The following is a 17,240-nucleotide window of genomic DNA, read 5'->3' on the forward strand; positions in this document are numbered from 1 at the left end:
GGCCCTGCAGTCGGTCTGACCGGCGGAAGGGTCCCCGCACCGAGGTGGTAGGGCTACCCGTGTACGTGCAGGGGCTTGCCGGAGACGGCCAGCAACGCCTCGCCCAGCGCCTCGCCCTGCGTGGGATGGGCATGCACGAACTTCGCGGCCTCGCCCGCATTCGCCTTCAGGTTGTAGAGCATCTGTGCCTCGCCGATCAGCTCGCCGACCCGATCGCCGACCATGTGCGCGCCGATCACCGAATCATCCGGCGCCACCACGAGTTTGACTGCTCCCGATGTCTTGAGGATCTGGCTCTTGCCGTTGCCCGCGAGATCGTAGGTCACGGTCTTGATCTCCTCGCCGAACGCCTCCCGTGCCGCGGCCTCGGTCAGGCCAACCGACGCCACCTCGGGGTGTGAGTACGTCACGCGCGGGATGCCGGTCTCGTCGATCGGGTCGGGGCTCAGGCCCGCGATCTCCTCGGCGACGAAGATGCCCTGCTGGAATCCGCGGTGGGCCAGCTGGAGTCCAGGCACGATGTCGCCGACCGCGTACACGTTCGGTAGCGCGGTGCGCAGTCGCTCGTCGGTGGTGACGAAGCCGCGGTCGAGGACGATGCCCGCCTCCTCGTAGCCCGTCGACGTGGTGTTCGGACCTCGACCCACCGCGACCAGCACGACGTCGGCATCGAGGACGTCGCCGGACTCGAGGGTGACGCGCACGCCGTCGTCGTCTTGCGCCACCTCGGTCACTCGGGCGCCCGTCTTGGCGGTGATCTTGCGCCGCCGGAAGGCCCGTTCGAGGTATTTGGAGAGCGCCTCGTCCTCGTTCGGGACCAGCCGCGGCAGCGCCTCGACGATCGTCACCGAGGCGCCGAAGGACGCCCAGACACTGGCGAACTCGACGCCGATGACGCCGCCGCCGAGGATCACGGCCTTGGCGGGGACCTCAGGCAGGTTCAGGGCTTGGTCGCTGGTGATCACCCGGCCGCCGATGCTGATCCCGGGCAGCGACTTGGGGTACGACCCGGTCGCGAGGATCACGTCGGTGCCGGTGATCAACTCGCCGTCGACCTCGACGCCGTTCGGCGCGACGAACCGGCCGCGGCCGTTGACCACGTCGATGCCGTACGAATCGATCAGGCCCTGCAGGCCCTTGTGCAACCGGGTGACGATGGCGTCCTTGTAGCTGAGCACCTTATCGACGTCGATGCCGCCGAACGACGCATCGACGCCGAATTGCGAAGCCGTGCGGGCGTTGTCGGCCACCTCGGCGGCATGTAGTAGCGCCTTGGTGGGAATGCAACCGCGGTGCAGGCAGGTGCCACCGAGCTCGTTCTCCTCGACAAGGATGACCGAGCGGCCGAGTTCCGCCGAGCGGATGGCGGCGGCGTACCCGCCGGAACCGCCGCCGAGAACGACCACGTCTGCGGACCGTGAGGTCATATGAAAACTCCTTGTGTGGAATGTGAAAGCTGTGCGGATGAAGGCATTTCGTGGATCTACCGGGAATCGGAGGCGGCCATCGCCTCGGCATGCAGGCGGCCTGCACGGTAGGAGGACCGGACCAGTGGACCCGACATGACGCCGAGGAATCCGATCTCGCGGGCCACCTGCTCGAGGTGCGCGAACTCCTCGGGCTCGGCCCACCGCTCGACGGGATGGTGCCGGGACGACGGCCGCAGGTACTGGGTGATCGTGATCAGCTGGCAGCCCGCGTCGTGCAGGTCCCGTAGTGCCTGGATCACCTCGTCGGTGGTCTCGCCCAGTCCGAGGATAAGGTTCGACTTCGTGATCAGACCATCCGCCCTGGCCCGGGTGATTACCTCGAGCGACCGCTCATAGGTGAAGGCGGGCCGGATCCGGCGAAACACGCGTGGAACGGTCTCGACGTTGTGCGCCAGCACTTCTGGACGGGTGTCAAAGACCTCACGCAGTTGTCCGGGATCCGCGTTGAAGTCCGGAATCAACAGTTCTACGCCAGTGCCCGGGCTCTGCTGGCGAATCCGGCGCACCGTTTCGGCATACAGCCAGGAGCCGCCGTCCGGTAGATCGTCGCGCGCGACACCGGTCACCGTGGCGTACCGGAGGCCCATCGCGCTCACCGACTCGGCGACCCGTCGCGGCTCGTCGAGGTCGAGGTCGGCGGGTTTGCCTGTGTCGATCTGGCAGAAGTCGCAGCGCCGCGTGCACTGGTCTCCGCCGATCAGGAAGGTTGCCTCGCGGTCCTCCCAGCACTCGAAGATGTTGGGGCACCCCGCCTCCTGGCAGACGGTGTGCAGGTTCTCGCGTTCGACGAGGGCGGCGAGCGCTCGGTACTCGGGCCCGGTGCGCATCCGCACCTTCATCCACGGCGGTTTGCGTTCGACCGGAGTCTGGGCGTTGCGGACCTCGAGCCGAAGCAGTCGACGCCCGTCCGGGGCGAGGGGGGAGGGGTGGGGTGAGACGCTCATGGGAACTCCTTCGATAGCCGGAGCCAACGAGATCTCGCGTGAAGGAACCGGCTGCTGTGCGGCGACGCGAACTCGCCGGTGATGTCAGACCCGCATGGTCATGGCCGAGCAGCGCTCGCAGGAAGCGGTGTCAGCAGGGAAGGAGGCAGGCCCTCGATACCTTTGCGGGACTTGGCATCTGGACGCCGAATGCTCGGTGTGTGCGGTCACAGCTGAGCGAGTTCCAGACCGAGGATGCCAAACGCTGCCGCGTTTTGGCAAGGGTGATCGGCGGGCTAGTGATCGGCGAGAAGGTGATTGCGACAAACCTCGGGGGAGTGTGTATCGTTGTGCAAATCACAACTGAAGACGCCGATGACGCGCAGCGGGAGAACCTCCGAGTTTCAGACTTCTGAACTCCGAGGCGCCGTAGGAGCAACTTCCTCCCCGGGAATCTCTCAGGCCCCAGTACCGCAGCGCCGAGGCAACTCTGGAGAACAGGAACGGTCGCAGGCCGGTACTTACCGAAGGTGAAGAGCAACGCCGTAGCCGCGGCAATGCCCAAACTCTCAGGTTTCAGGACAGAGCGGGGAGGTGTCCCTTAGTCGATGTCCGGTGCGGTCCGGACAGACCGAAACCGGAGTCACCTCGTGTCAGTTGAAACCCGCATTGCCTCCAATGGTGGGCCCTCTACCAGCGACTTTCCCTCGCGCCACATCGGTCCCGACGCGTCCGCAGCACAGCACATGCTCGAGGCACTCGGCTACGAGACACTCGATGAGCTCATCGACGCCGCGGTGCCGGACCAGATCCGCAGCGAGAAGGCCATGGACCTGCCGGCGGCCCGGAGCGAGCCGCAGGTCCTCGCCGACCTACGCGTCCTCGCCGACCGCAATCAGACCCGTGTCCAGATGATCGGTCTCGGCTACCACGACACCGTCACACCTGCGGTTTTGCGGCGAAACCTGCTCGAATCGCCGGCCTGGTACACCGCCTACACGCCCTATCAGCCGGAGATCTCCCAGGGTCGGCTCGAGGCGTTGCTGACCTTCCAGACGTTGATCGAGGATCTCACCGCGCTCCCCCTGGCCGGGGCCTCCCTGCTGGACGAGGCCACCGCCGTGACGGAGGCCGTGCTGCTCATGCGGCGGGCGAACAAGTCCAAGTCCGCCACAAACCGAGTGATCGTCGACGCGGACTGCCTTCCGCAGACCCTCGCGGTCGTCCAGGGGCGTGCCAAGTCGGTCGGCATCGAGGTGCTGGTCGCGGATCTCTCCAGTGAATTGCCCGATGGCGACGCATTCGGTGTCGTGTTCCAGGCGCCGGGCGCGAGCGGCGCCGTGCGCGACCTGTCGCCGCTGATCGCGGCCGCGGGCGAGCGCGGCGCGCTGACCACGGTGGCCGCTGACCTGCTCTCGTTGACGATATTGACGCCGCCCGGAGAACAGGGCGCCGACATCGCGGTCGGATCCGCGCAGCGCTTCGGCGTGCCGCTGTTCTTCGGCGGCCCGCACGCCGGCTACATGGCCGTGCGCACCGGGCTCGAGCGCATGCTCCCGGGCCGCCTGGTCGGGGTCTCCGTCGACGTCGACGGAGCGCCCGCCTACCGGCTCGCGTTGCAGACCCGCGAACAGCACATCCGCCGCGACAAGGCGACCAGCAACATCTGCACCGCGCAGGCACTGCTCGCCAACGTGGCCGCCATGTACGCGGCCTACCATGGTCCGGAGGGTCTGCGCGCCATCGCAACCCGAGTCCACCGCCATGCCGTGACGATTGCCGAGAGCCTGCGGGCGGCCGACCACCAGATCGTGCACGACAGCTTCTTCGACACCGTGCAGGTCCGGGTGCCGGGGCAGGCAAGGGAGTTCGTCGCCAACGCCGATCGCTTCGGCATCAACTTGCGCCTGGTGGACGACAACCACGTCGGCATCTCCTGCGACGAGTGCACCACCGACGACGTGGTGCGTCGCGTCGTGGCCGCCTTCGGCGCGACGGTGACGGCAACGCCGAGCACGGTCTCCGGGCTGCCGACCGAGCTCGACCGCACCTCGAAGTTCTTGCAGCACCCGGTATTCCACGAGCACCGTTCGGAAACCGCGATGCTGCGGTTCCTTCGGAAGCTCTCGGACAAGGATCTCGCCCTGGACCGCACCATGATCCCGCTGGGGTCGTGCACGATGAAGCTGAACTCCGCGGTGGAGATGGAGCCCATCAGCTGGCCCGGATTCGCCGGCATCCACCCGTACGCGCCCTCCGAGCAGACCGGCGGGTACCTGGAGCTTATCGGCGACCTCGAGCGGTGGCTCGGGGAGATCACCGGATACGATCGAGTCTCGTTGCAGCCCAACGCCGGATCTCAGGGCGAGCTGGCCGGACTGTTGGCGATCCACGGATACCACGAGTCCCGCGGCGAGAGCGGCCGCAACATCTGTCTCATCCCGCAGTCCGCACACGGAACGAATGCCGCCTCGGCGGTCCTGGCCGGGATGCGGGTGGTCGTGGTGGCCACCGCGGCCAACGGCAACATCGACATCGACGATCTGCGCGCCAAGATTGCCCTCCACGAGGGCAAGGTCGCCGCGATCATGCTCACCTACCCCTCCACGCACGGCGTATACGAGAACGACGTGCGCACGGTCTGCGACCTGGTGCACCAGGCCGGCGGTCAGGTGTACGTCGACGGCGCGAACCTCAACGCGCTGGTCGGCCTGGCCCAGCCGGGCAAGTTCGGTGGCGACGTCTCACACCTGAACCTGCACAAGACCTTCTGCATCCCGCACGGCGGCGGCGGACCCGGCGTCGGACCGGTCGCGGTGCGCGAGCATCTCGCCCCGTTCCTGCCCGGGGACCCACTCGGCGGCGGCGACGGGGGAGCCCCGGTCTCGGCCGCGAACTACGGCTCGGCCGGCATCCTCCCGATCACCTGGGCGTACCTCGCGCTGATGGGCCCGGACGGCCTGACCAGTGCCACCGAGACCGCGGTGCTGGCGGCCAACTACGTCGCGAAGTCGCTCGACGCGCACTTCCCGGTGCTCTACACCGGACCGTCGGGTCTCGTGGCGCACGAGTGCATCCTCGACCTGCGCGCCATCACCAAGAAGACGGGTGTGACCGCCGAGGACGTGGCAAAACGACTGATCGACTACGGATTCCACGCGCCGACCCTGTCCTTCCCGGTGACCGGCACCCTGATGGTCGAACCGACGGAGTCGGAGAACCTGGCCGAGCTGGACCGGTTCATCCAGGCGATGGTCGCGATCCGGCAGGAGATCGACCTGGTCGGCGGCGGGGTGTGGCCGCTCGAGCGCAGCCCGCTGCGTCAGGCGCCGCACACCGCGCAACAGGTCACTGCCGACGAGTGGACGCTGCCCTACCCCCGCCACCTGGCCGCCTTCCCCGTCGCCTCCCTGCGCGCCGCGAAGTACTGGCCACCGGTACGTCGGATCGACGGGGTACACGGGGACCGCAACCTCGTCTGCTCCTGCCCGGCGCCCGAGGCATTCGAAACCCCGACCAGCCAAAACGACACCGACACCTCGGCGAACGCCGACACCCGCGAGGAGGCTTTCGCATGAGCACCGTTTCGTCCGTCTCGACATCCCCCGCATCTCCGCTGCTCGAAGAGCACGCCAACCTCGAGGCCAGCTTTACCGACTTCGCCGGCTGGCAGATGCCACTCAAGTACGCCAGCGAGCTCGCCGAGCACCGGGCCGTGCGCAGCACTGCCGGGCTCTTCGACCTCTCGCACATGGGCGAGATCGCGATCACCGGCCCCGCCGCCGGTGCGCTGCTCGACTACGCGCTTGCCGGCGAACTCTCCAAAATCGGCATCGGGCGGGCCAAGTACTCGCTGCTGTGCAACGCCGACGGCGGAGTGATCGACGACCTGGTCGTCTACCGGCTCGCCGACGAGCACTTCCTGGTCGTGGCCAACGCGTCCAACGCGCCGACCGTGGCACGTGAACTCGTCTCGCGCGCCGAGGGATTCGATGCCGAGGTCGACGACCAGTCGGCGCGGACCGCGCTGATCGCCGTGCAGGGTCCTGCTGCGCAGGACATCGTGCAGGCACTGGTGCCGGACGACCAGGTCGCAGTCGTGACGGAGCTGAAGTACTACGCGGTCATCCCCGCGTCGGTCGCCGGCATCGACGTGCTGCTCGCCCGCACCGGGTACACGGGCGAGGACGGCTTCGAGCTGTACGTGCCCAACGAGCTGGCGGTGCGCCTGTGGCGGGCACTGCTCGACGCGACCGCGGACCGTGGCGGTGTGCCGGCCGGTCTCGCCTGCCGCGACACCCTGCGGCTCGAGGCGGGCATGGCGCTTTACGGTCACGAGCTGACCCTGGACACCAACCCCTACGAAGCCGGACTCGGCAAGGTGGTCCGGTTGGGCAAGGAGTTCGTGGGACGCGATGCGCTGCAGGAACTCTCGGAGCGGCCCATCGAGCGGGTGCTGGTCGGACTGAAGGGCACCAGCCGGCGAGCGGCCCGCGCCGACTACACCGTGTACGACGCGGCGGGCGAGACGGCAGTCGGTGTCGTCACCTCTGGTGCGCTCTCGCCGACGCTCGGCTACCCGGTCGCGCTCGCCTTCGTGGACGCGGCTCTGCGGGAGTCCGGGACGGAGCTGACCGTCGACGTCCGCGGTAAGAAAGAACCCTTCGTGGTCACTCCCTCGCCCTTCTATCGCCGCTCCTGAAGCCGGAGCGCTCGAACACTTCGCGCTCGAACACTTCGCGCTCGAACACGCAGCGCGCGAACACTATTGACCTACCCAGTCACCAACCAAAGCCCTCGAGAAGGTACAAGCATGTCCTCATCCGATCTGCCCGACGACCGCAGCTACACCGACGACCACGAGTGGGTGGCCATCAAACCGGGAGCCGAGTTCCCCGACTGCCCCGTCCGAGTCGGCATCACCTCGATCGCCGTCGACTCGCTCGGCGAGCTGGTCTTCGTGGACCTGCCCGAGGTCGGCGCCACAATAGTCGCCGGCGAGAGCTGCGGTGAGGTCGAGTCCACCAAGACCGTCTCCGAGCTGTACCCGCCGGTCAGCGGCCGTGTGACCCTGGTCAACAGCGCCGTCGTCGACGACCCGAGTCTGGTCACCTCCGACCCCTACGGAGAGGGCTGGCTGTTCGCCGTGCAGGCCTCCGCCGCCGGTGACCTGCTGACCGCCGCCCAGTACGCGGAGCAGAACGGGGTCGTGGCATGAGTATCCTGGACCGGACCCTCGCGGATTTCGATCCCGACGTCGCCGCCCTCATCGGTAAGGAACTCGAGCGTCAGCGCACCGGGCTCGAGATGATCGCCTCCGAGAACCACGCTCCGATCGCCGTCATGCAGGCACAGGGTTCGGTGCTGACCAACAAGTACGCCGAGGGCTACCCGGGGCGCCGGTACTACGGCGGGTGCGAGCACGTCGACGGGATCGAGCAGCTCGCTATCGACCGAATCAAGGCACTCTTCGGCGCGAAGTTCGCTAACGTGCAGCCGCACTCCGGAGCCACGGCGAACGCGTCGGTGATGCACGCGCTGATCAAGCCGGGCGACACCATCCTCGGCCTGTCCCTCGCCGACGGTGGACACCTCACGCACGGCATGCGGCTGAACTTCTCCGGGAAGCTGTACAACGTTGCGGCGTACGGGGTCTCGGAGAGCGACTACCTCATCGACATGGACGAGGTGGCCAGGGCGGCACGCGAGCACAAACCGCAGCTGATCATCGCCGGCTGGTCGGCCTACCCTCGGCACCTGGACTTCGCCCGCTTCCGCGAGATCGCGGACGAGGTCGGCGCCTACCTGATGGTGGACATGGCCCACTTCGCCGGGCTCGTCGCGGCTGGGCTGCACCCGTCGCCGGTCCCGCACGCGCACGTGGTCACCTCGACGACCCACAAAACACTGGGCGGACCGCGCGGCGGCATCATCCTCACCAACGAGGCCGACATCGCGAAGAAGATCAACTCGGCGGTGTTCCCCGGCCAGCAGGGTGGGCCGCTCGAGCACGTCATCGCAGGCAAGGCGACCGCATTCAAGATGGCCGCCCAGCCCGAGTTCGCCGAGCGGCAGCAGCGTTGCCTCGATGGCGCCAAGCTCCTAGCGGAGCGGTTGAGTCAACCGGATGTGAAGGGCGCCGGCATCTCGGTGCTGACCGGCGGGACCGACGTGCACCTGGTCCTAGTCGACCTGCGGGACGCGGAGATCGACGGCCAGCAGGCGGAGGATCGCCTCGACGCGATCGGAATCACGGTCAATCGCAACGCGGTGCCGTTCGATCCGCGTCCGCCGATGGTGACCTCGGGGCTGCGAATCGGCACCCCGGCCCTGGCTGCCAGGGGTTTCGACGCCGGAGACTTCGAGAAGGCCGCCGACCTGATCGCCCGGGCGTTGATCGCGGCGCCGGAGGCGGACGTGTCGGCGCTGGCGACCGACGTGCGCACACTCGCTGACAAGTACCCCCTCTACCCGGAGCTGTAGAGCATGGCTGCGCTGCCCTTACACCCGCTCCTCGCTGCGTTGCGCTCCTCGCTGCGATGATCCGGAAGGATCTCGACTCATGACCATCAGCGTGTTCGACCTCTTCACGGTCGGCATCGGTCCATCCAGTTCACACACCGTCGGCCCGATGCGGGCGGGCGGGAGGTTCGCCGAGGCCCTCGCTTCCCTCGGTGTGCTCGATGCCGTCGCCGGTGTCCGCGTCGACCTCTACGGATCGCTCGCGGCCACCGGCGCCGGCCACGGCACCTTCTCCGCGATCCTGCTCGGGCTGGAGGGATACCGGCCGGAGACCATCGAGACGCAGGAGAAGGACCGTCGCCTCGCGACGTTGCGGGAGACCCGTCGGATCATGCTGGGCGGCGTCCGGGAGATCGATCTCGCCGAAGACGAGATCGTGCTGCATCCGTTGACCATTCGGGACTTTCATCCGAACGCGATGACTGTCGCCGCAACCGACGGCGGCGGGCAGGAACTGCTGCGGGAGACCTACTACTCCATCGGTGGCGGCTTTGTGGTCACTGAGTTCGAGACGGACGCGCCGGCGCAGGCGGACCCGCTGGCGCTCTCGTTCGGTTCCGCGAAAGAGTTGCTGGAGATCACCGAGCACCATGGGATCTCGATCGGCGATGTGATGCTCGAGCACGAACGTGCGGCCCGGCCCGAGTACGAGGTGCGCAGCCGGTTGCTGCACATCAGGGACGTGCTGGTGGAGTGCTTCGAGCTGGGTATTTCGCGGGTGGGCTACCTGCCGGGCGGACTGCGCGTCCGGCGTCGGGCCCGCGACTGGTACGAACGTCTACGTCGCGAGGATCCCAACCGGGACCCCGCCTTTGCCGAAGATTGGGTCAATCTGGTGGCCCTGGCGGTTAACGAGGAGAACGCTTCCGGGGGACGGATCGTCACCGCTCCCACGAACGGTGCGGCCGGGATCATTCCTGCGGTGCTGCACTACGCCACCTACTACACGCCCATGGGCAAGTCCGATCCGGACGGCACGGCTATTCGTTTCCTGCTGGCGGCGGGGGCGGTCGGGTCCCTCTACAAGGAACGCGCCTCGATTTCGGGCGCCGAGGTCGGGTGCCAGGGCGAGGTTGGGTCCGCCGCCTCGATGGCGGCGGCGGGGCTCGCGGAGATCCTCGGCGGCACGCCGGCGCAGGTGGAGAATGCCGCGGAGATCGCCATGGAGCACAGCCTGGGCCTGACGTGCGACCCCATCGGCGGGCTCGTCCAGATCCCGTGCATCGAACGGAACGCGATCTCGGCGGGCAAGGCCATAAATGCGGCCCGAATGGCGTTGCGCGGGGACGGAACTCATCGTGTCAGCCTCGACCAGGTGATCGAGACGATGCGCGCGACCGGACTGGACATGAGCTCGAAGTACAAGGAGACGTCCATGGGCGGGCTCGCCGTCAACGTCTCGGTCAACGTCGTCGAATGCTGATCGAGGGCAACAGGCAAGTCCGAGTCCCGCCGTTCCGAGTTTCGGACCGGCGGGCGCCGTAGGAGCAATCCCCCCAGGAAAGTCTCAGGTCATATGACAGAGCGGGAGGAATCCACTCACGTGGCGTGCCTCCGCATGTCAGGCCCGCCCATCTGGCACGCGAGGCCAAGTTCCGGGCCGACCTCGATGCGGCAAAACAGAGTTGATGCCGACGCGCCGAGCGCCTGTCCGGGACGCAGCCCGCGGGTAGTCTGGAGAACACCCAGCAGGCAGTAACACAGGTGTTCGAGGAGAGAGCGTGCCGTGGCCGATGCGGACCCACCGGCAACCCAGGCGGATCTCGCCGGATTCGATCCGAACGAGGCAGTTGCCGCTGAATTGAGCGCGGCCGGATTCGAGGATTCGCATGAGGTCGGCCGCGGCGGCTTCGGCGTCGTGCTTCGGTGCCGGCAGGGTGCCCTCGGCCGAACGGTCGCGGTCAAGGTGCTCTCGGCGTCCCTCGATCGCGAGAATCGAGAACGCTTCCTGCGCGAGGAATACGCGATGGGCACGCTCTCCGGGCACCCAAACATCGTCGCGGTCTACGAGGTGGGGGTCACCGCCAGCGGCCGGCCCTTCATCGTGATGCCGTTCTGCGGCGCAGGCTCGCTGGAGGCGAGAATCCATCGACAGGGGCCGTTGACCTGGTCGGAGGCCCTGCATGTCGGCGTGAAGCTGGCCGGCGCCCTCGAGACGGCGCACGGTGCGGGGATTCTGCACCGGGACGTGAAGCCGGCGAACGTCCTGCTGACCGACTACGGCGAGCCGCAGCTCACCGACTTCGGCATCGCCCGCACCACCGGTGGGTTCGAGACCACCGCCCGTGCCGTGACCGGCACTCTGGCGTTCACCGCCCCCGAGGTGCTCGAGGGCGGGCCGCCGAGCGTCGAGTCCGACGTCTACGCGCTCGGTGCCACACTGTTCTGCCTCGTCTCCGGTCATGCCGCCTTCGAACGACGCAAGGGGGAGGAGGCTGTCGCGCAGTTCGTGCGGATCGCCGCGAATCACATCCCCGACCTGCGCCAGCGGGGAGTGCCCGGGATTGCGTGCGAGCTGATCGAAACCGCGATGGCGCGCAACCCGGTCGAACGCCCGCACACGGCGGCGGAGTTCGGAAACCTGGTGCGCGAGGTCGAGCTGCGCAGCGGCCTGCCGATCGACGAGATGGCCTTGCCCGGCGCGACGGGATCGGGGGACACGTCCGCGCCGAGACCGGCGCGGGAGCGCTCCCCGTCCGGCTGGGCCGCGCGCACGGGCGCTGACCTGCCGGACCGTACCGGTCGCGGGGCTTACACCACCCGACCTCCGCGCTTGCCGCTGCAGTTGACCAGCTTTGTCGGACGACGGGCCGCGCTTGCCGATGTCGGCGCACTGTTGACGACGGCGCGTCTGGTCACGCTCACCGGCCCGGGCGGGGTGGGGAAGTCTCGGCTCGCGGTGGAGGCGGCGGCGGCGTCACCGCTGCGCGCGAACACCTGGCTGGTCGACTTGGGAACTGTGCTCGAACCGGAACTGCTCGTCGACAAGATCGTCGACGACCTGCGACTCGGCGACAAACCGACCGGCGCGCGCAACCCGATCCGGGCCCTGGTCGACCGACTCTCGGACGCGTGGGGCGATCGCGACGCCCTGATCGTGCTGGACAGCTGCGAGCACCTGGTCGAGTCGTGCGGCCCGCTGGTCGAGGAGCTGCTGCGGTCGATCGGCGGATTGCGCGTGCTAGTAACCAGTCAACGGGTTCTGGGCGTCAATGGTGAACATGTCTATCCGGTCATGCCGCTCTCGCTGCCCGATCCGGCCGCCGGGGAAGAGGAGGGGGCCGAATCCGAGGCGATCGCCCTGTTCACCGAGCGCGCGCGGGCGGCCGAACCGGATTTCGCGCTGACCGACGACAACCGGGTCGCGGTGGCCCGGTTGTGCGAGCAACTCGATGGGATGCCGCTGGCCATCGAGTTGGCGGCCGCCCGGCTGCGCGCGTACGGACTGGACGAGATGCTGGCAATGCTCGCTGACCGGTTCCGGATGTTCGCCACGGCCGGTCGGCCGGCGGATCCGCGGCATGGCTCGCTACAGGCGCTGGTGGAATGGAGCTACGACCTGCTCACCGCCCAGGAACGCGACGTGTGGGCCATGATGTCGGTGTTCACCGGACGTTTCACCGCTGCGGCCGCAGCGGAGGTCTGTGCGGGTCCCGGATACCAGGAACAGGATGTCCGGTTGATTCTGGCGTCGCTGGTGGACAAGTCGATGTTGTTGTCCGGCACCGTCAGTGGTGTCCGTCGCTATCGGCTGCTGGTGACGCTGCGCGACTTCGGGCGCGAGCGCCTGGCCGAGACCGATCTGCGGCAGGCGTGCCTGCAACGATTCGTCGCCCGGTACCGGCGCCTGGCCGCGGAGTTCCGGCGGGGGTGGTTCGGCCCCGGTCAGCAGGCGGTGTACGACGCGGTCCATGACGAGCGGGAGAACTTCCGCGCGGCCCTTTCATATAGCCGCAGCGACGGGCAGCTGTCCCTGGCCGGTATCGAGATCGTGACGTCGCTGCACTTCTATTGGCTGGCCAGCTGCAGCCTGTCGGAGGCGCGGCGCTGGTTGTCGGCGGCGCTCGAGTCCACCTCGATGGACGAGGCGAATCGATCACGGGCACAGTGGAGTTCGTCGGTCGTGGTGATGCTGCAGGGTGACCGTACGACGGCGCTCGATTTGGCCACTCGGGCGCGCGAGCTCGCGATCGCACGCGGCGATCACGGCGACCAGGGGTACGCCGCAGCCGCGCTCGGATTCGCCGCGATCTGTGGCGGCGAACGCGAGCTCGCCCGGGTGCACTACCAGGAGGCGGTGCAGTGCCAACGCGACTCCGGCGACGCCGAGGGGCTCGCGGTCGCCATCGCCGGGCTGCTCAACAGTCTGCCGGAGGGCGACGACACCCACGGTGCCCAGCTCTTGCGTGAGGCGGAGGCTTTGTGCACGTCGGCCGGCGACAAGTGGACCCTCGCGTACCTCACCTTCGCGCGTGGATACGATGCCTTCCGGGCGGGGGACCTCTCGGGTGCCCTCGACCTTCTACGCGGATGTCTGCGGCTCGCAAGGGGATTCGGCGATCGGATCCTGTGCGCCTGGGTGTTCGAGGTGACGTCCTGGATTGCGGTCCAGCGCGGCGACGCCGAACTGGCCGCGCGGATGCAGGGGGCCGCGGCCGCCAGTTGGGCGTCGGGGGAGACGTCGATGCTCGGCTACGGCGGTATGCGCGAAGGGCACGACAAGACCAGCGCTCGTATCAGCGCCGCACTGGGGGAGTCGTCGTCCGATCGGCTGCTGCGTTGGGGCGGTCGGACGACCCTGCAGGAGAGCATTTCCGTTGTTCTCGGGGAGCGGGACTGAATCCCCCCGGCGGGTCCGGAGACTTACGGGTGTGACAGCTCAGCGGTTTGCTAGGGCTGTGTAGTAGGCGGTCTCCATCTCGGTGGGCGGCATGTCACCGCAGTGCTGATAGAGCCGCCAGTGATTGAACCAATCCACCCATTCGGCGGTGGCCAACTCGACCTGCTCAGGCGACCACTCCTGGTCGGGCCAATCGAGCACCCGCTCACGGAGAACTCCGTTGCGGGCCAACCGATTTGGTTTCGGCCGTCGGCATTGATCCTTGGCACGTTCCTGAGCCGCAACAGCCCGGTAAGCATCGCGTCCGCCGTTGCGCTCGGCCTCCCGACTCGCCGGCGCCACCACCCAGATGCGATGCATGCCGCCCTGATGCTCGATTCGCTGGATGGGCTGTCCGTGGGGGAGGCATTAGGTCAGCAATTCCCCGTTATGGGTCGGTCGATTCCGGACATTTTGGCAGGCAATCTCCCAGCCGGGCAATGGGACTGGACCGACGACACCGAAATGGCGTGCACCCTGGTTGCCGAGCTCGGCCGGCACGATGGGATTGATCAGGATCGGCTGGCGGCCAGGTTCGCTGCTCAGTGGGAGCCGCGTCGAGACTATGGCTTCGCAACGGTGGGGACTCTGCGTCAGATCCGGGATGGCGTGCATTGGCGGGTGGCGGCTGCCGCCGCGTTCGGTGGTCAGGGTTCCTGCGGCAATGGTGCGGCGATGCGGGTCGCGCCACTGGGCGCGTATTACGCCGGCGATCCGGAAAAGGTTGTCGCTGAAGCAGTTCGGTCGGCGCAGGTGACACATCTGCACACGGAAGGGGTTGCCGGGGCGGTCGCGGTAGCGTTGGCGGCAGGGCAGCCGGCTCACGCCCGCGTGACCGGAACCCCGCTCGCTCCAAGGGAATTCATTACCGCCGTCATCGATCGTCTCGGGGATGGCGAGATGAGTCAACGGGTACGCCGTGCCCGCGCCCTACTCGGAGCGCCCACACACGAAGCCGTACAGGTGCTCGGTAATGGATCTCGAGTGACCGCGCAGGACACGGTGCCGTTCACGTTGTGGGTGGCATCCACACACCTGGACGACTACCCGGCTGCCATCGCCACGTGTCTTGCGGCGGACGGAGATATCGACACCACCAGCGCGATCGTCGGCGGTATCGTCGCCGCCCACACCGGCCGCGGTAGCCGTCCGGGGCGGATCGGGGTGCCGGAGGCATGGGTCGCTACGCGAGAACCGCTGCCCAGCTGGGTTTCCACAGTCCGTGCGCAACGGCGCCAGAAATCTGGACTTGGATTCGGCCGCATACGAGAATGGTTCGTCAGCGACTACCCCGTGTTTTGAAAGTCGGATCACCGTCGCCACATGTTGATGACGGCCACGTGGATAGTGGCCTCTTGCTGCTGGCCCGCACTACCTCGCTGGTGTGGGCCGCTACTCTTTCCGCTCTCACCGCCGGTCACCGCGCTACGCTCCTCTGTGCGACCCGAATACCCAAGACGATCGGACGCGGAGCGGGACGTCGCATCATGCAAGAATCCCTTGGTGAACAAGGGCGCACTTCCGGATGGGTGGACCATCAACGAGGTAGGGCAACGTGCCCAAGACAGCACCGTGGAGTTGCTGGATCCCAGCACCCCGGTATTTCTAAACCCCACCGAACCTGACCAAGCAGTCCCCTTGGAAGTCGACCTGATCATCGGTTTCACTGGTCTGTGCCTCGCACGCTGCGTAGAGGACGGCGAGTGGTACATGGGTCACCGGGGCCGACCAGGAGAGTCGATCTTCTGCTGGTCCAGCTATGGCGCGGACCTCGGCACCGCGATCGACGGCCTGTAAGACGACATACCAACCTGGACAATATCTTTGGGTTCATTGCGTTGAGGGCAGCACTGCGCGGCGCTCCTCGATGTGCGGGTTCGGAGGTTTCGATCGCACCCCATTCGTTGCCGCGCCGCTGAATAGTGCAGCGCGCGAAGTCCGATCTCGTCAACTAACGCAGATGCTGCCCGAACGCAGTGGCCCCGGATGGGAACGAAACAAATCTGAACGTATCGAGGCAGTTGGTACCGATTGAATGCCTGGGTCGTCGTCAATCCCACTGACCAGCGTATACAGATACTGAAGACGCCGCGCCTGGATTCCGGCGCGGTTCCGGCGGTTGCGGCGAGGGTTTCGCTCTCACCGGGTCTGCGTTTGGCGGCCCGACATCGCAGTCGCGATGCCAGCCGTCCCGTCGAACTATGAAATACGACTTTGCCGGGCCTGCCCACACCGCTTACCTGGAAAGGCTCAATACTTGACCGTCATCGTATGTGGACGTTCCATAGCGCCATCTCTTCTTCGCGTGAGCTGGATGAATTCCAGATGTGATCAGCAAAATTCGCATCTTCAAGATATGAGTCATATCTAGGCTTGCCGGCCTTTATATCGCCCCAATTGGAGACGGCAAGCTGTGCGATACGCGACGAAATGGCACTAACCTTCAGGGTGTGGGCAATATCGGTAGCAACTGAACGCAAGTCGTTGGGGCCGTTCGACGCAGGAAAAGTCAGATCGACCTGAAAATTCAGCATGCCAGGACGGTTACGAGCTTCGCCCGAATACACCATAAAAAGACAAATTCCACCGGGAAGCCCCGCGCGCAGAATCTCATCCCTTACCTCATCGCGGTCAGGGTTCGATCCCGCGTCCTGGGTGGGTGGGCATTCCTGACGTTCCACACTGGAGATCGTCGGCGTCTTTGTTCCTTCCGCAGCTTCAAGTTCAGGCCCCGACCCGCAGCCGATGATTATGTTCGCTGTCGCCAGAATGGCTACCACGAAACATGACCTGACCAGGTTGCGGCTCAGCCTACTTGGCCGCGTGCGGTGGTTGCGTTCAAACTCGGCACCAGTAACCTGTTCAGGCGATCCGCCCGATATTTCCCGTTGCATCAGGATAACCCTAGTCCTCGCCGTCCAGTTTCCATCCGTCGTCTTTGTCGTCATACTTCTTGGTATTAGGCGCGGGCCAGCTATCGATTCCCGAAGGGCTGACCGAAATACCTGCCGGATGCTGAATCATATTCTCGAGCTCATTGGACGCGATCCATACTTTCGTCTGAACCCTGACGAAATTTGTAATTAACTCGACCACAAGTTCGACTGCCGCAGTTATGGCAGCATTAGCGGTATCGACGGTGACAGCGACACTGACGCCAAAGGTTGCCGCAGCCTCCGATGAAAATTCTACAACCTCAGAGATAACCGTCGCCAGCTTTTCTACGAGCGCCAAGTAGAGGGTGCGACCCTCTTCGGCAATCGTAAGTAGATTATCGTGCACCTTTTCACACAGGGCGGTAATCGCAGTCATGGCCGTAGCCTGGTAGGTTTTCGACTCTTTATACGCCTCGTAGGCGCTGCCACGCGAAGTGTCCTCCAGGTGGTGACGTCGGTCATATGGCGCCGAACCGAAGACTAAGCTGGA

Annotated in this window: 12 protein-coding genes, 1 pseudogene and 1 riboswitch; of the genes and pseudogenes, 8 read left to right on the forward strand and 5 right to left on the reverse strand. The window is 66.5% G+C overall.

From position 1 onward, the window contains the following. Positions 1 to 53: 53 nt before the first annotated feature. Positions 54 to 1,427 carry a dihydrolipoyl dehydrogenase gene (gene lpdA / locus LKE06_RS17680; RefSeq protein WP_228000333.1) on the reverse strand — a complete coding sequence of 458 codons (1,374 nt, stop codon included), beginning with the start codon at positions 1,425 to 1,427 and terminating at the stop codon, positions 54 to 56. Positions 1,428 to 1,483: 56 nt separating this feature from the next. After that, on the reverse strand, positions 1,484 to 2,434 hold the full coding sequence (lipA, locus tag LKE06_RS17685; protein WP_228000334.1) for a lipoyl synthase: 951 nt from the start codon (positions 2,432 to 2,434) through the stop codon (positions 1,484 to 1,486). Between the two features lie 355 nt (positions 2,435 to 2,789). Further along, positions 2,790 to 2,897: riboswitch (glycine riboswitch) on the forward strand. A 124-nt stretch (positions 2,898 to 3,021) separates the two neighbouring features. Here lipA and gcvP point away from each other — a divergent pair. The 6 genes from gcvP (at position 3,022) to LKE06_RS17715 (ending at position 13,775) form a co-directional block, all read left to right on the forward strand. Continuing rightward, entirely contained in the window at positions 3,022 to 5,991 is a 2,970-nt protein-coding gene (gcvP, locus tag LKE06_RS17690; RefSeq protein WP_228000336.1) for an aminomethyl-transferring glycine dehydrogenase, read from the forward strand. Further along, positions 5,988 to 7,115: a glycine cleavage system aminomethyltransferase GcvT gene (gene gcvT, locus LKE06_RS17695; protein ID WP_228000337.1), complete on the forward strand. Its 1,128-nt coding sequence runs from the start codon at positions 5,988 to 5,990 to the stop codon at positions 7,113 to 7,115. Before gcvP ends, gcvT begins: the two co-directional genes overlap by 4 nt. Before the next feature lie 111 nt (positions 7,116 to 7,226). Next, positions 7,227 to 7,631: a glycine cleavage system protein GcvH gene (gene gcvH, locus LKE06_RS17700; protein ID WP_228000339.1), complete on the forward strand. Its 405-nt coding sequence runs from the start codon at positions 7,227 to 7,229 to the stop codon at positions 7,629 to 7,631. Beyond that, positions 7,628 to 8,896, forward strand: coding sequence for a serine hydroxymethyltransferase (glyA, locus tag LKE06_RS17705; protein WP_228000341.1), 1,269 nt, complete (start codon positions 7,628 to 7,630; stop codon positions 8,894 to 8,896). Before gcvH ends, glyA begins: the two co-directional genes overlap by 4 nt. 79 nt (positions 8,897 to 8,975) lie before the next feature. Beyond that, positions 8,976 to 10,358, forward strand: a complete 1,383-nt coding sequence (locus LKE06_RS17710; protein ID WP_228000343.1) for an L-serine ammonia-lyase — start codon at positions 8,976 to 8,978, stop codon at positions 10,356 to 10,358. Between the two features lie 303 nt (positions 10,359 to 10,661). Further along, positions 10,662 to 13,775 carry a protein kinase domain-containing protein gene (locus LKE06_RS17715; protein ID WP_228000345.1) on the forward strand — a complete coding sequence of 1,038 codons (3,114 nt, stop codon included), beginning with the start codon at positions 10,662 to 10,664 and terminating at the stop codon, positions 13,773 to 13,775. A gap of 39 nt (positions 13,776 to 13,814) precedes the next feature. Here LKE06_RS17715 and LKE06_RS17720 read toward each other — a convergent pair. Next, positions 13,815 to 13,952: pseudogene (locus LKE06_RS17720) on the reverse strand (IS3 family transposase); the annotation flags it as partial. A gap of 177 nt (positions 13,953 to 14,129) precedes the next feature. Between LKE06_RS17720 and LKE06_RS17725 the strand changes: the two are divergent. Next, on the forward strand, positions 14,130 to 15,116 hold the full coding sequence (locus tag LKE06_RS17725; RefSeq protein ID WP_228000351.1) for an ADP-ribosylglycohydrolase family protein: 987 nt from the start codon (positions 14,130 to 14,132) through the stop codon (positions 15,114 to 15,116). 201 nt (positions 15,117 to 15,317) lie between these two features. Then, positions 15,318 to 15,611, forward strand: coding sequence for a hypothetical protein (locus LKE06_RS17730; RefSeq protein WP_228000353.1), 294 nt, complete (start codon positions 15,318 to 15,320; stop codon positions 15,609 to 15,611). 467 nt (positions 15,612 to 16,078) lie between these two features. On the opposite strand, the gene LKE06_RS17735 is transcribed toward LKE06_RS17730, so the two are convergent. After that, complete coding sequence (locus LKE06_RS17735) at positions 16,079 to 16,708, reverse strand: hypothetical protein (RefSeq protein WP_228000362.1); 630 nt, start codon at positions 16,706 to 16,708, stop codon at positions 16,079 to 16,081. A 10-nt stretch (positions 16,709 to 16,718) separates the two neighbouring features. Continuing rightward, complete coding sequence (locus tag LKE06_RS17740) at positions 16,719 to 17,126, reverse strand: hypothetical protein (RefSeq protein ID WP_228000367.1); 408 nt, start codon at positions 17,124 to 17,126, stop codon at positions 16,719 to 16,721. Positions 17,127 to 17,240: the final 114 nt, after the last annotated feature.

The organism is Nocardia australiensis (assembly GCF_020733705.1).
Lineage (GTDB): Bacteria > Actinomycetota > Actinomycetes > Mycobacteriales > Mycobacteriaceae > Nocardia > Nocardia australiensis.